At 68.3% G+C, this 21,675-nt stretch carries 17 protein-coding genes and 1 tRNA gene; 2 read left to right on the top strand and 16 right to left on the bottom strand.

The annotated features are described in order from the left end of the window. Nucleotides 1-271: 271 nt before the first annotated feature. The 11 genes from AB0B29_RS05755 to AB0B29_RS05705 all read right to left on the bottom strand — a co-directional run bounded on the left by AB0B29_RS05755 (nt 272) and on the right by AB0B29_RS05705 (nt 14,347). Nucleotides 272-4,168 carry a DNA-directed RNA polymerase subunit beta' gene (locus AB0B29_RS05755; protein ID WP_362234460.1) on the bottom strand — a complete coding sequence of 1,299 codons (3,897 nt, stop codon included), beginning with the start codon at nt 4,166-4,168 and terminating at the stop codon, nt 272-274. A 94-nt stretch (nt 4,169-4,262) separates the two neighbouring features. Continuing rightward, nucleotides 4,263-7,748, bottom strand: coding sequence for a DNA-directed RNA polymerase subunit beta (gene rpoB, locus AB0B29_RS05750; RefSeq protein ID WP_362234458.1), 3,486 nt, complete (start codon nt 7,746-7,748; stop codon nt 4,263-4,265). Nucleotides 7,749-8,319: 571 nt separating this feature from the next. After that, nucleotides 8,320-8,709, bottom strand: a complete 390-nt coding sequence (gene rplL / locus AB0B29_RS05745) for a 50S ribosomal protein L7/L12 (protein WP_362234455.1) — start codon at nt 8,707-8,709, stop codon at nt 8,320-8,322. 115 nt (nt 8,710-8,824) lie between these two features. Next, nucleotides 8,825-9,355 carry a 50S ribosomal protein L10 gene (rplJ, locus tag AB0B29_RS05740; protein WP_053674508.1) on the bottom strand — a complete coding sequence of 177 codons (531 nt, stop codon included), beginning with the start codon at nt 9,353-9,355 and terminating at the stop codon, nt 8,825-8,827. Nucleotides 9,356-9,664: 309 nt separating this feature from the next. Then, a complete protein-coding gene (locus tag AB0B29_RS05735; RefSeq protein WP_362234452.1) occupies nt 9,665-10,492 on the bottom strand; it encodes a DUF1396 domain-containing protein in 828 nt (275 codons plus the stop codon). Nucleotides 10,493-10,589: 97 nt separating this feature from the next. After that, nucleotides 10,590-11,444 (bottom strand): hypothetical protein, encoded by an 855-nt coding sequence (locus tag AB0B29_RS05730; RefSeq protein WP_362234450.1) that lies wholly within the window; start codon nt 11,442-11,444, stop codon nt 10,590-10,592. A gap of 128 nt (nt 11,445-11,572) precedes the next feature. After that, nucleotides 11,573-12,298 (bottom strand): 50S ribosomal protein L1, encoded by a 726-nt coding sequence (gene rplA, locus AB0B29_RS05725; protein ID WP_033308987.1) that lies wholly within the window; start codon nt 12,296-12,298, stop codon nt 11,573-11,575. A gap of 77 nt (nt 12,299-12,375) precedes the next feature. After that, entirely contained in the window at nt 12,376-12,810 is a 435-nt protein-coding gene (gene rplK, locus AB0B29_RS05720) for a 50S ribosomal protein L11 (protein WP_003992325.1), read from the bottom strand. Nucleotides 12,811-12,976: 166 nt separating this feature from the next. Beyond that, complete coding sequence (gene nusG / locus AB0B29_RS05715; protein WP_362234447.1) at nt 12,977-13,801, bottom strand: transcription termination/antitermination protein NusG; 825 nt, start codon at nt 13,799-13,801, stop codon at nt 12,977-12,979. An 80-nt stretch (nt 13,802-13,881) separates the two neighbouring features. Further along, complete coding sequence (gene secE / locus AB0B29_RS05710) at nt 13,882-14,166, bottom strand: preprotein translocase subunit SecE (protein WP_362234445.1); 285 nt, start codon at nt 14,164-14,166, stop codon at nt 13,882-13,884. A 108-nt stretch (nt 14,167-14,274) separates the two neighbouring features. Then, nucleotides 14,275-14,347, bottom strand: a tRNA-Trp gene (locus AB0B29_RS05705). Nucleotides 14,348-14,653: 306 nt separating this feature from the next. Here AB0B29_RS05705 and AB0B29_RS05700 point away from each other — a divergent pair. Both AB0B29_RS05700 and AB0B29_RS05695 read left to right on the top strand, forming a co-directional pair. After that, nucleotides 14,654-15,880 carry a pyridoxal phosphate-dependent aminotransferase gene (locus AB0B29_RS05700; RefSeq protein WP_362234443.1) on the top strand — a complete coding sequence of 409 codons (1,227 nt, stop codon included), beginning with the start codon at nt 14,654-14,656 and terminating at the stop codon, nt 15,878-15,880. Between the two features lie 143 nt (nt 15,881-16,023). Next, nucleotides 16,024-17,055: an adenosine deaminase gene (locus AB0B29_RS05695; RefSeq protein ID WP_362234441.1), complete on the top strand. Its 1,032-nt coding sequence runs from the start codon at nt 16,024-16,026 to the stop codon at nt 17,053-17,055. Nucleotides 17,056-17,488: 433 nt separating this feature from the next. On the opposite strand, the gene AB0B29_RS05690 is transcribed toward AB0B29_RS05695, so the two are convergent. From AB0B29_RS05690 to AB0B29_RS05670, 5 genes are all read right to left on the bottom strand, one after another. Continuing rightward, nucleotides 17,489-18,544 (bottom strand): UDP-N-acetylmuramate dehydrogenase, encoded by a 1,056-nt coding sequence (locus AB0B29_RS05690; RefSeq protein ID WP_362234439.1) that lies wholly within the window; start codon nt 18,542-18,544, stop codon nt 17,489-17,491. A gap of 96 nt (nt 18,545-18,640) precedes the next feature. Beyond that, on the bottom strand, nt 18,641-19,021 hold the full coding sequence (locus AB0B29_RS05685; protein ID WP_362234436.1) for a DUF3291 domain-containing protein: 381 nt from the start codon (nt 19,019-19,021) through the stop codon (nt 18,641-18,643). Nucleotides 19,022-19,051: 30 nt separating this feature from the next. After that, complete coding sequence (locus AB0B29_RS05680) at nt 19,052-20,488, bottom strand: MFS transporter (protein WP_362234434.1); 1,437 nt, start codon at nt 20,486-20,488, stop codon at nt 19,052-19,054. A 91-nt stretch (nt 20,489-20,579) separates the two neighbouring features. Next, complete coding sequence (locus AB0B29_RS05675; protein WP_362234431.1) at nt 20,580-21,134, bottom strand: TetR/AcrR family transcriptional regulator; 555 nt, start codon at nt 21,132-21,134, stop codon at nt 20,580-20,582. 111 nt (nt 21,135-21,245) lie between these two features. After that, nucleotides 21,246-21,674 carry a MaoC family dehydratase gene (locus AB0B29_RS05670; RefSeq protein ID WP_362235638.1) on the bottom strand — a complete coding sequence of 143 codons (429 nt, stop codon included), beginning with the start codon at nt 21,672-21,674 and terminating at the stop codon, nt 21,246-21,248. Between the last annotated feature and the right edge of the window lies 1 nt (nt 21,675).

The following is a 21,675-nucleotide window of genomic DNA, read 5'->3' as shown; positions in this document are numbered from 1 at the left end:
TTCCATGATGCGCCGAAGCGGAGGTTCCGGCACCGGTGCGCCCGGGCCGGGGCGCCGCATCTCGGCCAGACAGCCGACACAGGCCCTCCCACGCGCAGGAGCTTCTCGGGGTCCGCCGCCCTGGCGGCACGCCCGCAGATGCCCGGTGAGGCGGCGCTGAGGTTCCTCAGCCGCTCGGGCCCCGGTCACCGACAGTCCGGGCCCCGGTCACCGGGAACGCCGAAGGGCGGTCACCCCGCAGGGTGACCGCCCTTCGACTCAAGCGACTCGCTTACTGGTTGTACGGACCGTAGTCGTAGTCCTCCAGCGGAACGGCCTGGCCGGAGCCCGTGCCGAACGGCGAGTAGTCGATGTCGTCGTAGCCGACGGCCGAGTACATCGCGGCCTTGGCCTCCTCGGTCGGCTCGACCCGGATGTTGCGGTAGCGGGACAGACCCGTACCGGCCGGGATGAGCTTACCGATGATGACGTTCTCCTTGAGGCCGATGAGGCTGTCGGACTTGGCGTTGATCGCCGCGTCCGTCAGGACTCGGGTCGTCTCCTGGAAGGAGGCGGCCGACAGCCAGGATTCCGTCGCCAGCGAGGCCTTGGTGATACCCATGAGCTGCGGACGACCGGAGGCCGGGTGACCGCCCTCCTGGACCACACGACGGTTCTCGTGCTCGAACTTCGAGCGCTCGACCAGCTCGCCGGGCAGCAGCTCGGCGTCGCCGGACTCGATGATCGTCACGCGGCGCAGCATCTGCCGGATGATGATCTCGATGTGCTTGTCGTGGATCGACACACCCTGCGAGTTGTAGACCTTCTGGACCTCGCCGACCAGGTGGACCTGGACGGCACGCTGGCCCAGGATGCGCAGCACGTCGTGCGGGTTGGTGGCACCCACGGTGAGCTTCTGGCCCACCTCGACGTGCTCGCCCTCGCTGACCAGGAGTCGGGCGCGCTTCGAGATCGGGAACGCCGTCTCGTCGCTGCCGTCGTCCGGCGTGATGACGATCTTCTTGGTCTTCTCGGTCTCCTCGATCCGCACGCGGCCCTGGGCCTCGGAGATCGGGGCGACACCCTTCGGGGTACGGGCCTCGAAGAGCTCGACGACACGCGGCAGACCCTGGGTGATGTCGTCACCGGCCACACCACCGGTGTGGAAGGTACGCATCGTCAGCTGGGTACCGGGCTCACCGATGGACTGGGCGGCGATGATGCCGACCGCCTCACCGATGTCGACCAGCTTGCCGGTGGCCAGCGAGCGGCCGTAGCACATGGCGCAGGTGCCGACGGCGGACTCGCAGGTCAGGACCGAGCGGGTCTTGACCTCCTCGACGCCGCGCTGCACGAGCTCCTCGATGAGGACGTCGCCGAGGTCGGTACCGGCCGGGGCCAGCACCTGTCCGTCGACCACGATGTCCTCGGCGAGGCAGCGCGCGTACACGGACGTCTCGACGTCCTCCGTCTTGACCAGCCCGGCCTCGGTGCGGTCGGCGATCTTCAGACGCAGACCGCGCTCGGTGCCGCAGTCCTCCTCGCGAATGATGACGTCCTGGGAGACGTCGACCAGACGACGCGTGAGGTAACCCGAGTCGGCGGTACGCAGAGCGGTGTCCGCCAGACCCTTACGGGCGCCGTGCGTGGAGATGAAGTACTCCAGCACGGAGAAGCCCTCCTTCAGCGAGGACTTGATGGGGCGCGGGATGGTCTCGTTCTTGGCGTTCGACACCAGACCACGCATACCCGCGATCTGACGCACCTGCATAAGGTTTCCTCGCGCGCCGGAGTCCACCATCATGAAGATCGGGTTCGTCTTCGGGAAGTTCGCGGTCATCGCCTCGGCGACCTCGTTCGAGGCCTTGGTCCAGATCGCGATGAGCTCCTGCGTGCGCTCGTCCTTGGTGATGAGACCGCGCTCGTACTGCTTCTGGACCCTCTCGTCCTGCGCCTCGTAGTTGCGGACGATCTCCTTCTTCGCCTCGGGAACGACGACGTCGGAGATGGCGACGGTGACACCGGAACGGGTCGCCCAGTAGAAGCCGGCCGCCTTCAGGTTGTCGAGCGTCGCCGCCACGATGACCTTGGGGTAGCGCTCGGCGAGGTCGTTGACGATCTCGGAGAGCTGCTTCTTGCCGACCGAGTAGTCGACGAACGGGTAGTCCTCGGGCAGCAGCTCGTTGAAGAGCGCGCGACCCAGGGTGGTGCGCAGGCGGAACGTGTCCCCCTGCTGCCACTCGGGCTCGCCCTCCTCGCGCGCCGGCGGGGTCCAGCCGCGCGGCGGGATGGTGCCCACCGGGAAGCGGATGTCGATCTGCGACTGCAGCGCCAGCTCACCGGCGTCGAAGGCCATGATCGCCTCGGCTGTGGAGCCGAAGGACCGGCCCTCGCCCTTTGTGTCGCGCAGCTCACCGTCGGTGGTGAGGAAGAACAGACCGAGGACCATGTCCTGGGTCGGCATCGTCACCGGGCGGCCGTCGGCCGGCTTGAGGATGTTGTTCGAGGACAGCATCAGGATGCGGGCCTCGGCCTGCGCCTCCGCGGACAGCGGCAGGTGCACGGCCATCTGGTCACCGTCGAAGTCCGCGTTGAACGCGGTGCAGACGAGCGGGTGGATCTGGATGGCCTTGCCCTCGACCAGCTGCGGCTCGAAGGCCTGGATGCCGAGGCGGTGCAGCGTGGGCGCACGGTTCAGCAGAACCGGGTGCTCCGCGATGACCTCTTCCAGCACGTCGTACACGACCGTGCGGCCGCGCTCGACCATGCGCTTGGCGCTCTTGATGTTCTGCGCGTGGTTCAGGTCGACCAGGCGCTTCATCACGAACGGCTTGAAGAGCTCCAGCGCCATCGCCTTGGGCAGACCGCACTGGTGCAGCTTCAGCTGCGGACCGACGACGATCACGGAACGCGCGGAGTAGTCCACACGCTTACCGAGCAGGTTCTGACGGAAGCGGCCCTGCTTGCCCTTCAGCATGTCGCTGAGGGACTTCAGCGGGCGGTTACCGGGACCGGTGACCGGGCGACCACGGCGGCCGTTGTCGAACAGCGCGTCGACGGCCTCCTGGAGCATGCGCTTCTCGTTGTTCACGATGATCTCGGGCGCACCGAGGTCGAGAAGGCGCTTCAGGCGGTTGTTCCGGTTGATCACACGGCGGTACAGGTCGTTCAGGTCGGAGGTCGCGAAGCGGCCACCGTCCAGCTGCACCATCGGACGCAGGTCCGGCGGGATGACCGGCACGCAGTCGAGCACCATGCCCTTGGGGCTGTTGCTGGTCTGCAGGAACGCGGAGACGACCTTCAGGCGCTTGAGCGCACGGGTCTTCTTCTGGCCCTTGCCGGTGCGGATGATCTCGCGGAGCTTCTCGGCCTCCTCGTCGAGGTCGAAGGACTCCAGGCGCTTCTGCAGCGCCGCGGCACCCATCGAACCGTCGAAGTAGGTGCCGAAGCGGTCACGCAGCTCGCGGTAGAGCAGCTCGTCGCCCTCGAGGTCCTGGACCTTGAGGTTCTTGAAGCGGTTCCACACCTCGTCGAGGCGGTCGATCTCGCGCTGCGCACGGTCGCGCAGCTGCTTCATCTCGCGCTCGGCACCCTCGCGCACCTTGCGGCGCACGTCGGCCTTGGCGCCCTCGGCCTCCAGCTCGGCCAGGTCGGTCTCGAGCTTCTTGGCGCGGGCTTCCAGGTCGGCGTCGCGGCGCTGCTCGATCTGCTGGCGCTCGACGGAGACGTGGGCCTCCAGCGAGGGCAGGTCGCGCGTGCGGCGCTCCTCGTCGACGTACGTGATCATGTACGCCGCGAAGTAGATGACCTTCTCGAGGTCCTTGGGAGCCAGGTCGAGCAGGTAGCCCAGACGGCTCGGGACACCCTTGAAGTACCAGATGTGCGTGACCGGGGCGGCCAGCTCGATGTGGCCCATCCGCTCACGGCGCACCTTGGCGCGGGTGACCTCGACGCCACACCGCTCACAGATGATGCCCTTGAAGCGGACACGCTTGTACTTGCCGCAGTAGCACTCCCAGTCCCGGGTCGGACCGAAGATCTTCTCGCAGAAGAGTCCGTCCTTTTCGGGCTTGAGCGTGCGGTAGTTGATCGTCTCGGGCTTCTTGACCTCGCCGTGGCTCCACTGACGGATGTCGTCAGCGGTGGCCAGACCGATCCGGAGCTCGTCGAAGAAGTTGACGTCGAGCACTATGCGTCAATCCCTCTCAGGGTTGTAAGTCATGGGGTCTGATACGGGGGTCCTGGGGCCGGCGGCCTTCAGAGCGAAGGCCGCCGGACTCCCGTCAGACCTCTTCGACGCTGCTCGGCTCACGCCGGGACAGGTCGATGCCAAGCTCCTCCGCAGCGCGGAAGACGTCCTCGTCGGTGTCGCGCATCTCGATGGACATGCCGTCCGAGGACAGCACCTCCACGTTGAGGCACAGGGACTGCATCTCCTTGATGAGCACCTTGAAGGACTCGGGGATGCCGGGCTCGGGGATGTTCTCGCCCTTGACGATGGCCTCGTAGACCTTCACGCGGCCGGTCACGTCGTCGGACTTGATGGTCAGCAGCTCCTGGAGGGCGTACGCGGCGCCGTAAGCCTCCAGCGCCCACACCTCCATCTCACCGAAGCGCTGGCCACCGAACTGGGCCTTACCACCCAGCGGCTGCTGGGTGATCATCGAGTACGGACCGGTCGACCGGGCGTGCAGCTTGTCGTCGACCAGGTGGTGCAGCTTGAGGATGTACATGTAGCCGACCGAGATCGGCTCCGGGAACGGCTCGCCGGAGCGGCCGTCGAACAGCGGCGCCTTACCGGTCGGGAGCACCATGCGCTCGCCGTCGCGGTTCGGGATGGTGTGGTTCAGCAGACCGGCCAGCTCGTCCTCACGCGCACCGTCGAAGACGGGGGTGGCGACGTTCGTGCCCGGCGCGACCTGGTCGGCCTCGATGGCCTGCAGGCGCTGCGCCCAGTCGTCCGCGAGGCCGGAGACGTCCCAGCCGCGGCTGGCGAGCCAGCCGAGGTGGATCTCCAGCACCTGTCCCGGGTTCATTCGGGACGGCACACCGAGCGGGTTGAGGATGATGTCGACCGGGGTGCCGTCCTCCAGGAACGGCATGTCCTCGATCGGCAGGATCTTCGAGATGACGCCCTTGTTGCCGTGACGGCCGGCGAGCTTGTCACCGTCGGTGATCTTGCGCTTCTGCGCGACGTAGACGCGCACCAGCTGGTTCACACCGGGGGGAAGCTCGTCGCCCTCCTCGCGGTCGAAGACGCGGACGCCGATGACCTTGCCGATCTCGCCGTGCGGCACCTTCAGCGAGGTGTCACGGACCTCACGGGCCTTCTCACCGAAGATGGCGCGCAGCAGGCGCTCCTCGGGCGTCAGCTCGGTCTCGCCCTTGGGCGTGACCTTGCCGACGAGGATGTCACCGGCGACGACCTCGGCACCGATGCGGATGATGCCGCGCTCGTCGAGGTCGGCGAGGACCTCCTCGGAGACGTTCGGGATGTCCCGGGTGATCTCCTCGGGGCCGAGCTTGGTGTCCCGGGCGTCGACCTCGTGCTCTTCGATGTGGATCGAGGAGAGGACGTCGTCCTGCACGAGGCGCTGCGACAGGATGATCGCGTCCTCGTAGTTGTGACCCTCCCACGGCATGAACGCCACGAGCAGGTTCTTGCCCAGCGCCATCTCGCCGTTCTGGGTGGCCGGACCGTCGGCGAGGACCTGGCCCTCGATGATCCGGTCGCCCTCGTTGACGATGACCTTCTGGTTGACCGAGGTGCCCTGGTTGGAGCGGGCGAACTTGGCCAGGCGGTACGTGATGTACGTGCCGTCGTCGTTGGCGGTGGTGATGTAGTCCGCGGAGACCTCCTGGACCACACCGGGCTTCTCGGCCTTGACCACGTCGCCGGCGTCGACCGCGGAGCGGTACTCCATGCCGGTGCCGACGAGCGGGGCCTCGGACTTGATCAGCGGCACGGCCTGACGCATCATGTTCGCGCCCATGAGGGCACGGTTGGCGTCGTCGTGCTCGAGGAAGGGGATCATGGCGGTCGCGACCGACACCATCTGGCGCGGCGAGACGTCCATGTAGTCCACGTCCTCGCCACCGACGTAGTCGACCTCGCCGCCCTTGCGGCGGACCAGCACGCGGGCCTCGGCGAAGCGGAGCTCGTCGGTGAGCGGCGCGTTGGCCTGCGCGATGACGAAGCGGTCTTCCTCGTCGGCGGTCAGGTAGTCGACCTCGTCGGTGACCTGGCCCTCGAACACCTTGCGGTACGGGGTCTCGACGAAACCGAACGCGTTGACGCGACCGTACGAGGCGAGCGAACCGATCAGACCGATGTTCGGGCCTTCGGGCGTCTCGATCGGGCACATGCGGCCGTAGTGCGAGGGGTGCACGTCACGGACCTCGAAGCCGGCCCGCTCACGGGACAGACCACCCGGGCCAAGAGCCGACAGACGGCGCTTGTGGGTGAGACCCGACAGCGGGTTGTTCTGGTCCATGAACTGCGACAGCTGGCTGGTGCCGAAGAACTCCTTGATGGAGGCGACGACCGGCCGGATGTTGATCAGGGTCTGCGGCGTGATCGCCTCGACGTCCTGGGTCGTCATCCGCTCGCGGACGACACGCTCCATACGCGCCAGACCCGTACGGACCTGGTTCTGGATGAGCTCGCCGACGCTGCGCAGGCGGCGGTTGCCGAAGTGGTCGATGTCGTCGGTCTCGACGACGATGTTCGTACCGCTGTCGCCGACCGTCTCGGTCTCACCCGCGTGCAGCTTCACCAGGTACTTGATCGTCGAGATGATGTCCTCGACGGTCAGGATGCCCGCGTCCAGCGGAGCGTCCGCACCCAGCTTCTTGTTGACCTTGTAGCGGCCGACCTTGGCCAGGTCGTAGCGCTTGGGGTTGAAGTAGAGGTTCTCGAGCAGCGTCTGCGCGGCCTCACGCGTGGGGGGCTCGCCCGGACGCAGCTTGCGGTAGATGTCGAGCAGCGCGTCGTCCTGGCCCTGGGTGTGGTCCTTCTCCAGGGTGGCGCGCATCGACTCGTACTCGCCGAACTCCTCGAGGATCTGCTCGGTGGTCCAGCCGAGCGCCTTGAGCAGGACGGTGACGGACTGCTTGCGCTTGCGGTCGATGCGCACACCGACCATGTCGCGCTTGTCGATCTCCATCTCCAGCCAGGCACCCCGGGAGGGGATGATCTTCGCGGAGAAGATGTCCTTGTCGGACGTCTTGTCGATGGAGGAGTCGAAGTAGACACCGGGCGAACGGACGAGCTGCGACACCACGACACGCTCGGTGCCGTTGATGACGAAGGTGCCCTTGTTCGTCATGAGCGGGAAGTCGCCCATGAAGACCGTCTGGGACTTGATCTCGCCGGTCTCGTTGTTGGTGAACTCGGCGGTGACGAAGAGGGGGGCCGCGTACGTGAAGTCGCGGTCCTTGCACTCGTCGATGGAGTTCTTCGGCGGCTCGAAGCGGTGGTCGCGGAAGGTCAGCGACATCGACCCGCTGAAGTCCTCGATCGGGGAGATCTCCTCGAAGATCTCCTCGAGCCCGGACTTGGTGGGGACGTCCTGACCGTTCTCGAGAGCCTCCTCGACCCGACTCTGCCAGGCGGTGTTGCCGAGGAGCCAGTCAAAGCTCTCGGTCTGCAGCGCGAGCAGGTTCGGAACCTCGAGAGGCTCCTTGATCTTTGCAAAAGAGATGCGCAGCGGGGCAGTGCTGGCGGCGTTGTTCGTATTCGCGGTCGAGGCGTTGCGCGAGGCGGCCAAGAGGGGGTCCTTCCGAGGGCTCGGACTCACTACGCGCGTACCGGCCCCTCTCCCGTACATGGAGACAAGCTGTGCCGTGAGGGCCTAAAGACCAGGTCAGGCATGTCTTGTCATCGATGCTCGGGCGAGGGCAGACCCCTGGTGACGGGCAGGGGACAGCTAACAGGCAGCGCAAAGGGTCAGTGTAGCCACTCGGCACACTGATGTCCAGTGCGGGTTCTGGAACCCGTGTTCACCCTCGTTGTTCCACTCCTGCGACAAGGCGCTGCCCTCAACGCACGTTGATACTGCCCTCTTCGTCGTCGATCCATGCCTCGGATTCGGATCCTGTGACGACGCGTCCTGAGAATTGCGCGCTGCGTGCGGTTCGTCAAGGCCCCCCTGCCCGATCCGGGGCCGCCCGGGGACACGACGAAGATCACCATACCCCCCGTCACCGGGGCTTCAAGGCAACCGTGGCCCGCCCCCGAGAACGCCGAAGAGCGACCACCCGGATGGATGATCGCTCTTCAGCGCTTAGGCGTTACACGTCCAGCGGGACGTGTCGTGGATCCTGGCGGATCCGAAGGTCTTACTTGACCTCGACGGAGGCGCCGGCGCCCTCGAGGGACTCCTTCGCCTTCTCGGCGGCGTCCTTGGCGACCTTCTCGAGAACGGGCTTCGGGGCGCCGTCCACGAGGTCCTTGGCCTCCTTCAGACCCAGGGAGGTCAGCTCACGCACGACCTTGATGACCTGGATCTTCTTGTCGCCGGCACCGGTGAGGATGACGTCGAACTCGTCCTGCTCCTCAGCGGCCTCGGCAGCGGCGCCACCAGCGGCACCACCGGCGACGACGACCGGCGCGGCAGCGGCGGCGGTGACGTCGAACTTGTCCTCGAACGCCTTCACGAACTCGGAGAGCTCGATGAGGGTCATCTCCTCGAACTGCGCGAGCAGGTCTTCCTGGCTGAGCTTCGCCATGATTGGCGGTCCTTCCACTAATTCGGCAGGTGCCGGATGTACATGTGAGGCGGGCGTACTACTGGCCCGCGACGGTCGCCGCGTTCAGGCAGCGGCGGCCGGGATGCGAGCCGAGTTACTCGGCACCGCCCTGCTCGTCCTGCTTGGCACGGAGCGCGTCCACGGTGCGGACGAGCTTCGACGGCAGCGCCTGGAAGACAGAGGCAGCCTGGGACTGCTTGCCCTTCATGGCACCGGCCAGCTTGGAGAGCAGAACCTCGCGGGACTCGAGGTCCGCAAGCTTCTTGATCTCATCGGCGGACAACGCCTTGCCGTCAAGGACGCCGCCCTTGATGACGAGGTTGGGGTTGTCCTTGGCGAAGTCACGGAGACCCTTCGCCGCCTCGACCGGGTCACCGGTCACGAAGGCGACGGCCGACGAACCCGCAAAGAGGTCGTCCAGCGTCGTGATCCCGGCCTCGTTGGCCGCAATCTTGGTCAGCGTGTTCTTCGCCACACGGTACTGAGCGTTCTCACCGAGTGAACGACGCAGCTTCTGGAGCTGCGCGACGGTGAGACCGGTGTACGCGGTAACGACAGCAGCGTTGGAGTTGCGGAACTTGTCCCGCATCTCCTCGACGGCATCGACCTTGTCAGGCCTCGCCATGAGCCTCGGCCTCCTTCCGGGTGATTCGGACCGCGCGGACCCGAAGGAGGACTGGGGAAAACGAAACGCCCCGGCGCAAGCGCACGGGGCGTAGCTCAACCGGTTTCACACACGCACGAGGCGGCGGACTCCGGGAGCTTCTCCAGTGTCACCTGCGCGGGTCGTCCGCCGTTCAGCGGATCCTTCGGCCACCGCGCCCTCTGCATGAGCGCGCGGTAACGACCAGCGGTCTTTGGCTTCTGTAGGAGAGTACGGGAACGGTTCACCGTGAGGCAAATCCGCCCGTACGGCGGATCGGTGCGGGGCGGTTCAGCCCTGCCCCAGCTCCTTGAACATCTCGCTCAGGTCCGCGACGTCCTTGGCCGGCGGGGCCGTGACGGTGACGGGCTTGTTGTAGTCGAGGAAGGTGATGGTCATGTCCATCGGGCCCTTGTCGGCCTGGCCCTTCATACGGAACTGCTTGGTGTGGTCCTCACCGTCGACCCACAGGTCCATCGTGAGCTTGTCGACGCCCAGCTTCTCGTACTGCTTGATGCTCTTCTCGCGCTGCTTGCGGGTCTCGGCCTTGTCGTCCTTGAGCGAGGCGCGTAGGTCGGCGAGGGTGGCCGTGCCCGTGTAGTGGGTGGTCTCGACGCCGTCGACCTGCTCGCTGCCGACCTTCTTCACGTCCTTGGCGCCCTTGAGGAAGGTGGACTCCGCCGCCGGGTTCTGCTCGGCCTGGCTCGGGGACCCCATCTTGTCCAGGTCCTTGGCGGCGTCGGAGCCGGACAGATCGAACTTCAGCCAGCGCTTGCCGTCCATCTCCTTGGCCATCTCGGCTCCCCCACCGAGGTACATGGCCTTGTCGACGAGACGGATCTCCACGCTTTCACCGGCGGCCTGGTCGGGCGCCGTCATCTTCATGCTCATGGCGACCGTGGGCTTCAGCCGCATGGACGCCTCACCCTGGACGCGGCCCGACTCCGGGACCGTGCCCTTCAGGCGGTACTGGAGGGACGTGATGTCCTCCGTGTTCTTCGCCGCCTTGGCCACGGCCGCAGCGGGCGTCATCTCCGGCGACTGCTCGGATCCGCAGCCGACGGCACCGGCGGCGAGAAGCAGGGCACACGCCCCGGCGGCAGGTATGGATGTCCTCATCGATTCCCCCCAAGGAATACATGCTTGCTTCACAGCAAGACCGCGAGCCTATCCCAGAGGGCACAAGTGATCTATCGGAATAGACGGGGCGGCGGCCTCAGGGCGTGCGCGGCTGCTCGCGCATCAGGTCCTCGAAGTCCCCGGTGTCGGACCGCGGGGGCCGTTCGGCCCGGACCGGAACGCCGTAGTCGGCGTAGTGCGCGGTCTGGGTCATCAGGCCGGTGGCCGTCCGCGCCTTCTCGACCTTCTTGACCAGCAGGTTCCGCTTGTCGACCCAGATGTCGACGGTCTCGGTGGTGACACCGGCCCCGGTGAGCTGCTTGCGCAGGCCGTCGTCGGCGACGTCGGTCGCTGTCACCGTGCCGGACCAGTGCGTCGCGGACCGGCCGCGGACGCTCTCCTCGCCGACCTTCCGAACGTCGCCTGAGGACAGCAGGAGCTTCACGGACTGGTTGGGCGTGGTGCTGCGCATCTGGTCGCCGAGGTGGGCGCCCGAGCCGCCGGCAAGCTCTTCGAGGTCCTCGTACGCGTACCGGATCCAGTGCCTGCCGCCGGTCTGCTCGGCGAACTTCTCGCCCATGCGCGCGTAGTACGCCTCGGGCAGGTAGCGGGCCTCCATCGAGGTGGTTCCCAGCCGGCGCATGGTGTCGGCGATGGTCCCGCCGGTGTACTCGATGGTGAGTCGGCCGGTGATGCCGTCGCTCCAGCCGAGGGTGCCGTCGGCGGTCATGGACATCAGCGAGCCCATGCTCGTCGTGGACTTCACCCGGGCGGACTCGGCGTGCTCGGTGGCTCGCTCGGCGGCGCGCAGGGCGGCGAGGGCCCGGCCACGTGCGGCTCTGTCACCGCGGGCGGGGGCGTCGGAGGACTCCTGGGACGTGCAGGCGGCCACCCCCGTCAGCGCTGTCGCCGCGAGCACCAGGCCCACGCGGCGCACGGTCGTGCCCTGCATACGTCCCCCCGTTCGCATCCGGTTCCCGCACGTTAACCCAGGCCACCGGCGTACGTACCGGAAAAGGGAACGGGCCCCGCACCTGTAAGAGGTGCGGGGCCCGTGACCGGTTGGGTGAGCCTGCAGGCTCAGACCGCAGCCGGGTCCTCCTCGACGAGGAGGTTGCGGGTGCGGTTCGGGTCGACCGGAATGCCGGGGCCCATCGTGGTGCTGATGGCGGCCTTCTTGATGTAGCGACCCTTGGCGGCCGACGGCTTCAGACGGAGGATCTCCTCCAGCGCGGCGCCGTAGTTCTCCACCAGCTTGGTGTCGTCGAAGGACGACTTGCCGATGATGAAGTGCAGGTTCGAGTGCTTGTCGACGCGGAACTCGATCTTGCCGCCCTTGATCTCGGTGACGGCCTTGGCCACGTCGGGGGTGACGGTGCCGGTCTTCGGGTTCGGCATCAGACCACGCGGACCGAGCACGCGGCCGAGGCGGCCGACCTTGCCCATGAGGTCCGGGGTGGCGACGACGGCGTCGAAGTCCAGACGGCCCTTCGACACCTCGTCGATCAGTTCGTCGGAGCCGACGATGTCGGCGCCCGCGGCCTCCGCGGCCGCAGCACGGTCACCGGTCGCGAAGACCAGGACCCGGGCGGTCTTGCCGGTGCCGTGCGGAAGGTTCACGGTGCCACGGACCATCTGGTCGGCCTTGCGCGGGTCGACACCCAGGCGGAAGGCGACCTCGACGGTGCCGTCGAACTTGGTCGTGGAGGTGTCCTTGGCGAGACGAACGGCCTCGAGCGGGGCGTAGAGCTTCTCCCGGTCGACCTTGGCGTCCGCAGCGCGAAGGGACTTGCTGCGCTTGCTCACTACTGCTCCTGTGGATTCTTAGGAGTCGTGGTCCGGGCCGAGCAGGCCCTGCCACTTCTGCTGATGGAGGTTGGGGCTCAGCCCTCGACCGTGACGCCCATGGAACGGGCGGTGCCGGCGATGATCTTCTCGGCGGCGTCCAGGTCGTTGGCGTTGAGGTCGGGCATCTTGGTCGTGGCGATCTCACGGACCTGGTCACGCGTGATCTTCGCGACCTTGGTCTTGTGCGGCTCGCCGGAGCCCTTCTCGATGCCCGCGGCCTTCAGGATCATCTTCGCGGCCGGCGGCGTCTTGGTGATGAAGGTGAAGGAGCGGTCCTCGTAGACCGTGATCTCCACCGGGATCACCCAGCCACGCTGCGACTCGGTCGCGGCGTTGTAGGCCTTGCAGAACTCCATGATGTTCACGCCGTGCTGACCCAGCGCGGGGCCGACCGGCGGGGCCGGGTTGGCGGCACCGGCCTGGATCTGGAGCTTGATGAGCCCCGTGACCTTCTTCTTCTTGGGAGGCATAGCTCTCCGGGTCCTTTCGATTCGGGTCCTGCCCGCCCCCGGGGACCACCCGGACGCAGGCATACCGCACAACGATAACGGGTATAGATGCGCGGCTGAAAACCGAGCAGGTCAGGCGGACGCTCGAGCGATCGCCTGACCTGCGCGGAAGCGGTGTGTCCGGAAGTCAGTTCTTCTGGATCTGGTCGAAGGAGAGCTCGACCGGCGTCTCGCGGCCGAAGATCTCGACGAGGCCCTTGACCTTCTTGGAGTCCGGGTTGATCTCGTTGATGGTCGCCTGCAGCGTGGCGAACGGGCCGTCGGTGACGGTGACCGAGTCGCCGACCTCGAAGTCCAGCACCTGGACCTCGACCTTGCGCTGCGGAGCCGGCTTGCCCTCGGCCTCGGCGGCCTCGCGAGCGGCCTTCTCCTCGGCCTCGGGGGCGAGCATCTTGACGATCTCGTCCAGGGTCAGCGGGTACGGGTCGTAGGCGTTGCCCACGAAGCCGGTGACGCCGGGGGTGTTGCGGACGACGCCCCAGGACTCGTTCGTCAGGTCCATGCGGACCAGGACGTAGCCCGGGAGCTTGTTCTGCTTGATCGTCTTGCGGTCGCCGTTCTTGATCTGGACGACCTCTTCCTGCGGCACCTCGGCCTGGAAGATGTAGTCCTCGACGTTGAGCGAGACGGCGCGCTGCTCGAGGTTGGTCTTCACGCGGTTCTCGTAGCCGGCGTAGGTGTGGATGACGTACCACTCACCGGGCAGGACCCGCAGTTCCTCGCGGAGCTTCTCGATCGGGTCGCGGTCGTCCTCGGGCTCTTCCTCGAGTTCTTCCGCGGCCTCTTCGCCGTCCTCGGTCTCCGCCTCGGCGGCGTCGCCCGCGACGGCGTCGGCAGCCTCGACCTCGGAGGAGGCCTCGGTGTCCTCGTTGTCCGCGCCCTCGACGATGTCGAGCTCGTCCTCGACGGACTCGACCGGCTCGATGGCGTCGTTCACGTTCGGGTCAGACACGGTGGCTGCTTCTTCCTGGATACATAGGGGTGGAACATGCGAAAGGAGCGCCGGGTACCTCGGCGCTCTTCGCGGACTGCTCAGCCGAACACGTACTTCGCGGCGTGGCTGAGCCCATAGTCAATCACGGTGACCAGGCCGATCATGATGACCACGAAGACGATCACCACGGTCGTGTAGGTCGTCAGCTGGTTGCGGGTCGGCCAGACGACCTTGCGCAGCTCTGCGACGATCTGGCGGTAGAAGAGGGCGAGCCGCTTGAGCGGGCCCTTCTTTCCGCGCTTGCCGCCCTTGCGGGCCTTCTTGGACTCCGGCGCCTCGTCCTGGGCATCAGGCATGTCGATGGAGCCCACGGCGTCCGTCACTCGTCCTCACCTGATTCCGGGTCGTGGCCGTGCCGCGCCCGGTCTGAGCCGCACGGCGGTGCATTGCTGTACGTACATGCGCACACATCCTGGCGATGGAGTGTGTAGCAGGGCCGGAGGGACTTGAACCCCCAACCGCTGGTTTTGGAGACCAGTGCTCTACCAATTGAGCTACGACCCTTTGTGTGTCCCCCAACGTACCGCATCCGTCCGGATGCTTGGTGTGCACCGAACGGGCGCGGCCTGCGAGAGGCCAACGAGGTGAGAGTGTACGTGCTCCGCGGCCGGTCGTCGAACAGAAAGGGCCCGCGGGAGGGCTCGTTGACGGAAGATCGCCTGCGGAACGGGGGCGGGACTGTCGTGAATCCGCTGAAGATCGCCCAGGCCGGGCGGGCGATCCGCACTGTTGTTCAAGGGTTTGCCCGACGTTGTTCAGTCTGTGAAACCCCCGTGCCGCGCGCGTTTCCGGTCTGAAACGATGGGGCCCATGAGCGCTGCAACCCCTCCCACCGAGCGCCGGGTCTCCGCCCGAGTCGGCGCGATCTCCGAGTCCGCCACCCTCGCCGTGGACGCCAAGGCCAAGGCCCTCAAGGCCGCAGGGCGGCCGGTGATCGGCTTCGGCGCCGGCGAGCCGGACTTCCCGACCCCGGACTACATCGTCCAGGCCGCGATCGAGGCCTGCTCTAACCCGAAGTTCCACCGCTACACGCCGGCCGGCGGCCTCCCCGAGCTGAAGGCCGCGATCGCCGCGAAGACCCTGCGTGACTCGGGCTACGAGCCGGACGTCTCGGAGATCCTGGTCACCAACGGTGGCAAGCAGGCCATCTACGAGGCCTTCGCCGCGATCCTCGACCCGGGCGACGAGGTCATCGTGCCCGCGCCCTACTGGACGACGTACCCGGAGTCGATCCGGCTGGCCGGGGGTGTCCCGGTGGAGGTCGTCGCCGACGAGACGACCGGCTACCGGGTGACCGTCGAGCAGCTGGAGGCGGCCCGCACGGAGAAGACGAAGGTCGTCCTGTTCGTCTCTCCGTCCAACCCGACCGGCGCGGTCTACAGCGAGACCGAGACCGAGGCCATCGGCCGCTGGGCCGTCGAGCACGGCCTGTGGGTGATGACCGACGAGATCTACGAGCACCTCGTCTACGGCGACGCCTCCGCCGTGTCGCTGCCGGCGGTGCTGCCCGAGCTGCGCGACAAGTGCGTCGTGGTGAACGGCGTCGCGAAGACGTACGCGATGACCGGCTGGCGCGTCGGGTGGATCATCGGCCCGAAGGACGTCGTCAAGGCCGCGACGAACCTGCAGTCGCACGCCACGTCCAACGTGTCCAACGTCGCCCAGGCGGCCGCGCTGGCCGCCGTCTCCGGTGACCTGGACGCCGTCGCGACGATGCGTGAGGCCTTCGACCGGCGCCGCAAGACCATCGTGCGGATGCTGAACGAGATCGACGGCGTGGTGTGCCCGGAGCCGGAGGGGGCGTTCTACGCGTACCCGTCGGTGAAGGCGCTGGTCGGCAAGGAGATCCGGGGTCGGCGTCCCAAGGACACGGTCGAGCTCGCCGCGCTGATCCTGGAGGAGTCCGAGGTCGCGGTGGTCCCGGGTGAGGCGTTCGGTACGCCCGGGTACCTGCGGCTGTCCTACGCGCTGGGTGACGAGGACCTGGTCGAGGGCGTGAGCCGGATCCAGAAGCTGCTGGCGGAGGCGCGGGACTGACGTCCGCTTGGCCGCTCCCCCGGCAGGGGGCTGGGCATGGGGCACATACCGGGTCCGGTATGTGCCCCATTTGTTTGTGCGAGCAAGACCACGAAAGGGGAAACGGCTACCGGGACGGCTGGGGCGTACGGCAGGATCTTTGGATGGAGCGTGAACGTGATGTCTCTGAGCTGCCGAAAGCCCATCTGCACCTGCACTTCACCGGGTCCATGCGTCCCTCGACGGTGCTGGAACTGGCCGACAAGTACGGGGTGCGGCTGCCCGACGCGCTGAGTGAGGCGCTGACCAGCGGGGAACCGCCGAGCCTGCGGGCGACGGACGAACGGGGCTGGTTCCGCTTCCAGCGGCTGTACGACGCGGCGCGCTCGTGCCTGCGGGAGCCGGAGGACATCCAGCGGCTGGTGCGGGAGGCCGCGGAAGAGGATGTCCGGGACGGGTCCGGGTGGCTGGAGATCCAGGTCGACCCGACCTCGTACGCGCCGCGGCTGGGTGGGCTGATCCCGGCGCTGGAGATCATCCTGGACGCGGTGGAGACCACGTCGCGGGAGACCGGGCTCGGGATGCGGGTCCTGGTCGCGGCGAACCGGATGAAGCACCCGCTGGACGCGCGGACGCTGGCGAGGCTGGCGGCCCGGTACGCCGACCGGGGGGTCGTCGGGTTCGGGCTGTCGAACGACGAGCGGCGGGGGATGGCGCGGGACTTCGACCGGGCCTTCGGGATCGCGCGTGAGGCCGGGTTGCTGTCGGCTCCGCACGGGGGTGAGCTGGCCGGGCCGTCGTCGGTGCGGGACTGTCTGGACGACCTGGGGGCGAACCGGGTGGGGCACGGGGTGCGGGCGGCGGAGGATCCGCGGCTGATGAAGCGGCTGGCGGACCGGCAGGTGACGTGCGAGGTGTGCCCGGCGTCGAACGTGGCGCTGGGGGTGTACGAGAAGCCGGAGGACGTGCCGCTGCGGACGTTGTTCGAGGCTGGGGTGCCGCTTGCGCTGGGCGCGGACGACCCGTTGCTGTTCGGGTCGCGGCTGGCGGCGCAGTACGAGATCGCGCGGCGGTATCACGGGTTCACGGATGCGGAGCTGGCGGAGGTGGCTCGGCAGTCGGTACGGGGGTCGGCGGCGCCGGAGGACGTGAAGACGAAGCTGCTGGCGGGGGTGGACGACTGGCTGGCGTCGTAGCGTGCGCGCGGCGGCCTGACGCCGACGGGTGCTGCCTGCGGCCGGTGGCGGCCCGGTGGGGTGCGCGGCTTTCACCTTGTGCCGGGTGGGGTGCGCGGCTTTCACCTTGTGCCGGGTGGGGTGCGCGGCTTTCACCTTGTGCCGGGTGGGGTGCGCGGCTTGCGCCTCACGCCGGGCGGGGGTCGGGGCCGCGTCGGGGGGTGTCCGTCCTCGGAACGGCGCGATCGACTTGCGTGCCGACTGACTGTTGTTGACGCGCCAACCGCTGCGGGCGGACACCCCCCGACACGTCCCCTTGCCTAGGACGGCGGGTGCGGGCGCGTGGGGCCGCCCGCCCCAGCTGCGGGCATGCGTGCCGCCTGGGGCGGCACGGGTGGGCGCAGCGGCACCCCGCTACGCCGGATTGCGCACCCACCGGCCTCCGCTCCGGTACCTACAGGCTCACTCCCACGGTCACCGGCTCGTTGACCAGCGTGATGCCGAACGCCTCGTGGACTCCGGCGACGACCTCGCGGGCCAGGGCGAGGAGGTCCTCGGTGGTCGCGCTGCCCCGGTTGGTGAGGGCCAGAGTGTGCTTCGTGGAGATGCGGGCCGGCCCGTCGCCGTACCCCTTCGTGAAGCCCGCCTTGTCGATCAGCCAGGCCGCGGAGGTCTTGGTACGCCCCTCGCCCGCCGGGTACGCCGGGGGCTCCACCCCGTCGCCGAGCCGGTCGCGGACGCGGGTGCGGAACGTCTCGAAGTCCGTGTCCGTCAGGATCGGGTTGGTGAAGAAGGAGCCCGCCGACCAGGTGTCGTGGTCCTCGGGGTCCAGGACCATGCCCTTGCCGGCGCGCAGCTTGAGCACCGTCTCGCGGGCCTGCGCGAGGGGCACGCGATCGCCCGGCTCCACGCCGAGGGCACGGGCCGTCTCGGCGTACCGGAGGGGGGCGGACAGGCCCCCGGCGTCCTCCAAGGAGAAGCGGACGCGCAGGACCACGTACCGCTCGGGGTCGGACTTGAAGCGGCTGTGGCGGTAGGAGAACGCGCAGTCCCCGTTGGCCAGGGTGACCGTGTCGCCGGTGCGGCGGTCGTAGGCGACGACCTCGGTGATCGTGGAGGAGACCTCCTGGCCGTACGCCCCCACGTTCTGGATGGGGGTCGCGCCGGCCGAGCCCGGGATGCCGGCCAGGCATTCGATGCCGGCCAGGCCACCTTCGACCGTGCGGGCGACGGCGTCGGTCCATACCTCGCCGGCGGCCAGCTCCAGCGTCGTGCCGTCGAGGGAGAAGCCCCGGGTGGCGATGACGAGGGCCGTGCCGTCGAAGCCCTTGTCACCGATGACCAGGTTCGAGCCGCCGCCGATGAGCAGCAGCGGGGTGCCCGTCTCGTCGGCTTCGCGGACGGCGGCGATCACCTCGTCGTCCGTCGTGGCGGTGAGCAGCCGGGTCGCGGGGCCGCCCAGGCGGAAGGTCGTCAGCGGGGCGAGGGGGGCGTCGTGGAGTTCCTGCACGGGCCAAGCGTACGAGACGGCACCGACGGTGTCGGGCACGCGTGCGTGCGGCCCCCTTCCAGGAGGAAAGGGGGCCGCACGCGCGCGTGGTGATGGTCAGGGCAGACGGCGGAGCGCCTCGGACCAGGAGAGGGGGAGGTCGTCGCTGCTCGTCTGCCAGGTGGTGTAGGCCGAGTCCTTCATCTGCGGGGCCAGACCCTTGGAGGCCGGGCCGTGGGTGCCTGCGCGAGCGAAGGCGTGCAGGGCCTCCTTGGACTCCCAGGCCGACAGGGTCCAGAAGGTCCGCTTCAGCGGCTTCGCCTTCAGGGTCGCTCCGTAGACGCCGGGGCTGCGGCGGACCTGCCGCCAGACGGCGGGCGTACCGGCGAGGAACTTCAGCGCTCCCCACAGCGTGCGGGTCTCGAAGCGGGAGGCGAAGACGTGCACCTCGGTGTCGCGGGGCGGGGTGTTCGGGACGGTCCAGGGAAGGGTGGGCATTCCGCTTCTCCTTGTCGGTGTCCGGCGGGGTCAGTGGGCGGCCGTCTCCAGGGCCGGTGCCGGTTCGGCCGGGGCGGGCTGCCGTCCGGCGTGCCGCCGGGCCGGTATCAACAGGGCGGCGATGCCCGCGAGGGCGACCACCGCGGAGCCCGTCACCAGGGCGGGCCGCATGCCGTCGACGAAGGTCCGGCCGGTCTCGTAGCCGCCCTGGGCCGCGAAGATCGAGGCCATGACGGCGATGCCGAGCGCCCCGCCCACCTCGCGCAGGGCGTTGTTGGCGCCGGAGGCGATGCCCTGCTCCGACGGCCGCACGCTGGACATCACCAGATGCGAGGCGGGGGCGAAGTACAGCGCCATGCCGATGCCGCTGACGATCAGGGCGGGCAGCTGCGAGCCGTAGGAGGCGTCGGTCGTGGCCACCACCGCCATGTAGCCGAGTCCCAGGGCCTGCAGGAAGAGGCCCGTGGCGACGACCGGGCGGCCGCCGATGCGGTCGGCCAGGATGCCGGCGATCGGGGCGATCAGCATCGGCATGCCGGTCCAGGGCAGCATCCTCAGGCCCGCCTCGGTGGGCGAGTAGCCGAGGACGCCCTGCATGTACTGGCTGAGCAGGAAGATCGAGCCGAACATGCCGAGGAACATCAGCAGGCTGGCCGCGTTGATGCCGGCGAAGGCCCGGGAGCGGAACAGTCGCATCGGGAGCATGGGGTTCTTGGCCCGGGTGCTGTAGAGGACGAAGCCGGTCAGCAGCGCGGTGCCCGCGAAGATGCCCGTGAGGACCAGGCCGCCGGTCCAGCCGTCGACGGGGCCGCGGACCAGGCCGTAGACGATGCCGAAGAGGCCACCGCTGGCGAGGAGGGTGCCGGGGACGTCGAGCGGGGCCCCGGTGCCGTGGGACTCGGCGAGGCGGAGACGGGCGAGCGGCAGCAGGGCCAGGCCGAGCGGGACGTTCAGCCAGAAGATCCACTGCCAGGAGATGTGTTCGGTGAGGCTGCCGCCGACCAGCGGCCCGGAGGCGACGGCGAGTCCGTTGACGGCGCCCCATATGCCGTACGCCATCCCGCGCTTGGCGGCGGGCACGGCCGCGGTCAGCAGGGTGAGCGTCAGCGGCATCATCACCGCGGCGCCCGCGCCCTGGACCGCCCGGGCGGCGATGAGGGAGTCGATGCCGGGTGCCATGGCCGCCGCGGCGGAGGCGCCGGTGAAGACGGCGAGGCCCGCGATGAAGAGGCGTCGGCGGCCGAAGCGGTCGCCCAGGGCCGCGCCGAACATCAGCAGGACGGCGAAGGTGAGCGTGTAGGCGCTCACGGTCCATTCCAGGTCGTGCAGGCCGCCGCCGAGGTCCTCACGGATGGAGGGCAGGGCGGTGGTGACGACGAGGTTGTCGAGAGCCGCCATGAAGCCGGCGACGCTGGTGATGACGAGGGCCCAGGCGGCTCCCCCGCGACGTGCGGTCTGCTGTGACATCGCTCCCCCATGGAGTGTGTGCCGTGATCGATTAGTTATTGATTACTAACTTTCGCGGTCATGAAAAGGCCCCGCCTCCTCGCCTGTCGCGTCAGTCGCTCGACTCCGACGGGCCCAGCCCCGCCCAGGCCCGGTGGCCGGCCGGGAAGCCCATGGCCACCAGGCAGTTGATGAGCATGCCCTGCGCCAGGAAGGTCGTCGTGTCGTGGGCGTCGGCGCCCAGCGGCAGGTGGATGGTGTCCCACAACCGCATCCAGCCGGCGCGCACGGCCTCACCGAACTCGTGGTCCCCCTCCGCCTCGGCGGCCGCCACGGCGAGGTACATCTGCATCTGCATCATCAGCCGCTCGGGCTGCTCGGAGATGGCCTCGATGTATGCCGCACCCATGGCATGGCGCGCCTCTTCACCTTCCCGGCCCTGCGCCGCCTCCGCGAACATCCGGATGGTGTCCTCGACACACCGCTCGGCCGTCGCCAGGAAGATCGCCTTCTTGCCGGGGAAGAGCCGGAAGAGATAGGGCTGCGAGACGCCGACCCGGCGGGCGATCGCCTCGGTCGAGGTGCCGTGGTAACCGCCGCGGGCGAACTCGGTCGTCGCCGCCTGGATGACGCTCTCGCGCCGCTCTTCCGCACTCATCCTGGCCATGCACTGAAGTTAGTGCTCAATCACTAACCATGTCAAGCGGTGGTCCGCCAGGTCATGCGCAAGGGGCGTCCCACCCCGGTGAGCGCCCCTTACGTCGTGTCGCGGCCAGACTCAGGCCAGTCGTACGACCGCCCTGGACATGCCCAGCACCTTCTGCCCGGCGCTGGTCGCCGTCAGGTCCACGCGGACCGTGTTGTCGTCGAGCTTGGCGGCGACCTTGCCGGCCACCTCGATCACGGCGCCCTGGTCGTCGTTCGGGACGACGACCGGCTTGGTGAAGCGGACGCCGTACTCGACGACCGCGCCCGGGTCGCCGGTCCAGTCGGTGACCACCCGGATCGCTTCGGCCATGGTGAACATGCCGTGCGCGATGACGTCCGGCAGGCCGACCTCCTTGGCGAACTTCTCGTTCCAGTGGATCGGGTTGAAGTCACCGGAGGCGCCCGCGTACCGGACGAGGGTGGCGCGGGTCACGGGGAAGGTCTGCGGCGGCAGCTCGGTGCCGACCTCGACGTCGGAGTAGGAGATCTTCGCGGTCATG

This window comes from Streptomyces tibetensis (assembly GCF_040647715.1).
In the GTDB taxonomy this organism is placed as follows: Bacteria; Actinomycetota; Actinomycetes; order Streptomycetales; family Streptomycetaceae; genus Streptomyces; species Streptomyces tibetensis_A.
The sequence above is the reverse complement of the archived record's forward strand: the minus strand, read 5'-3'. Positions and strand labels throughout refer to the sequence as shown.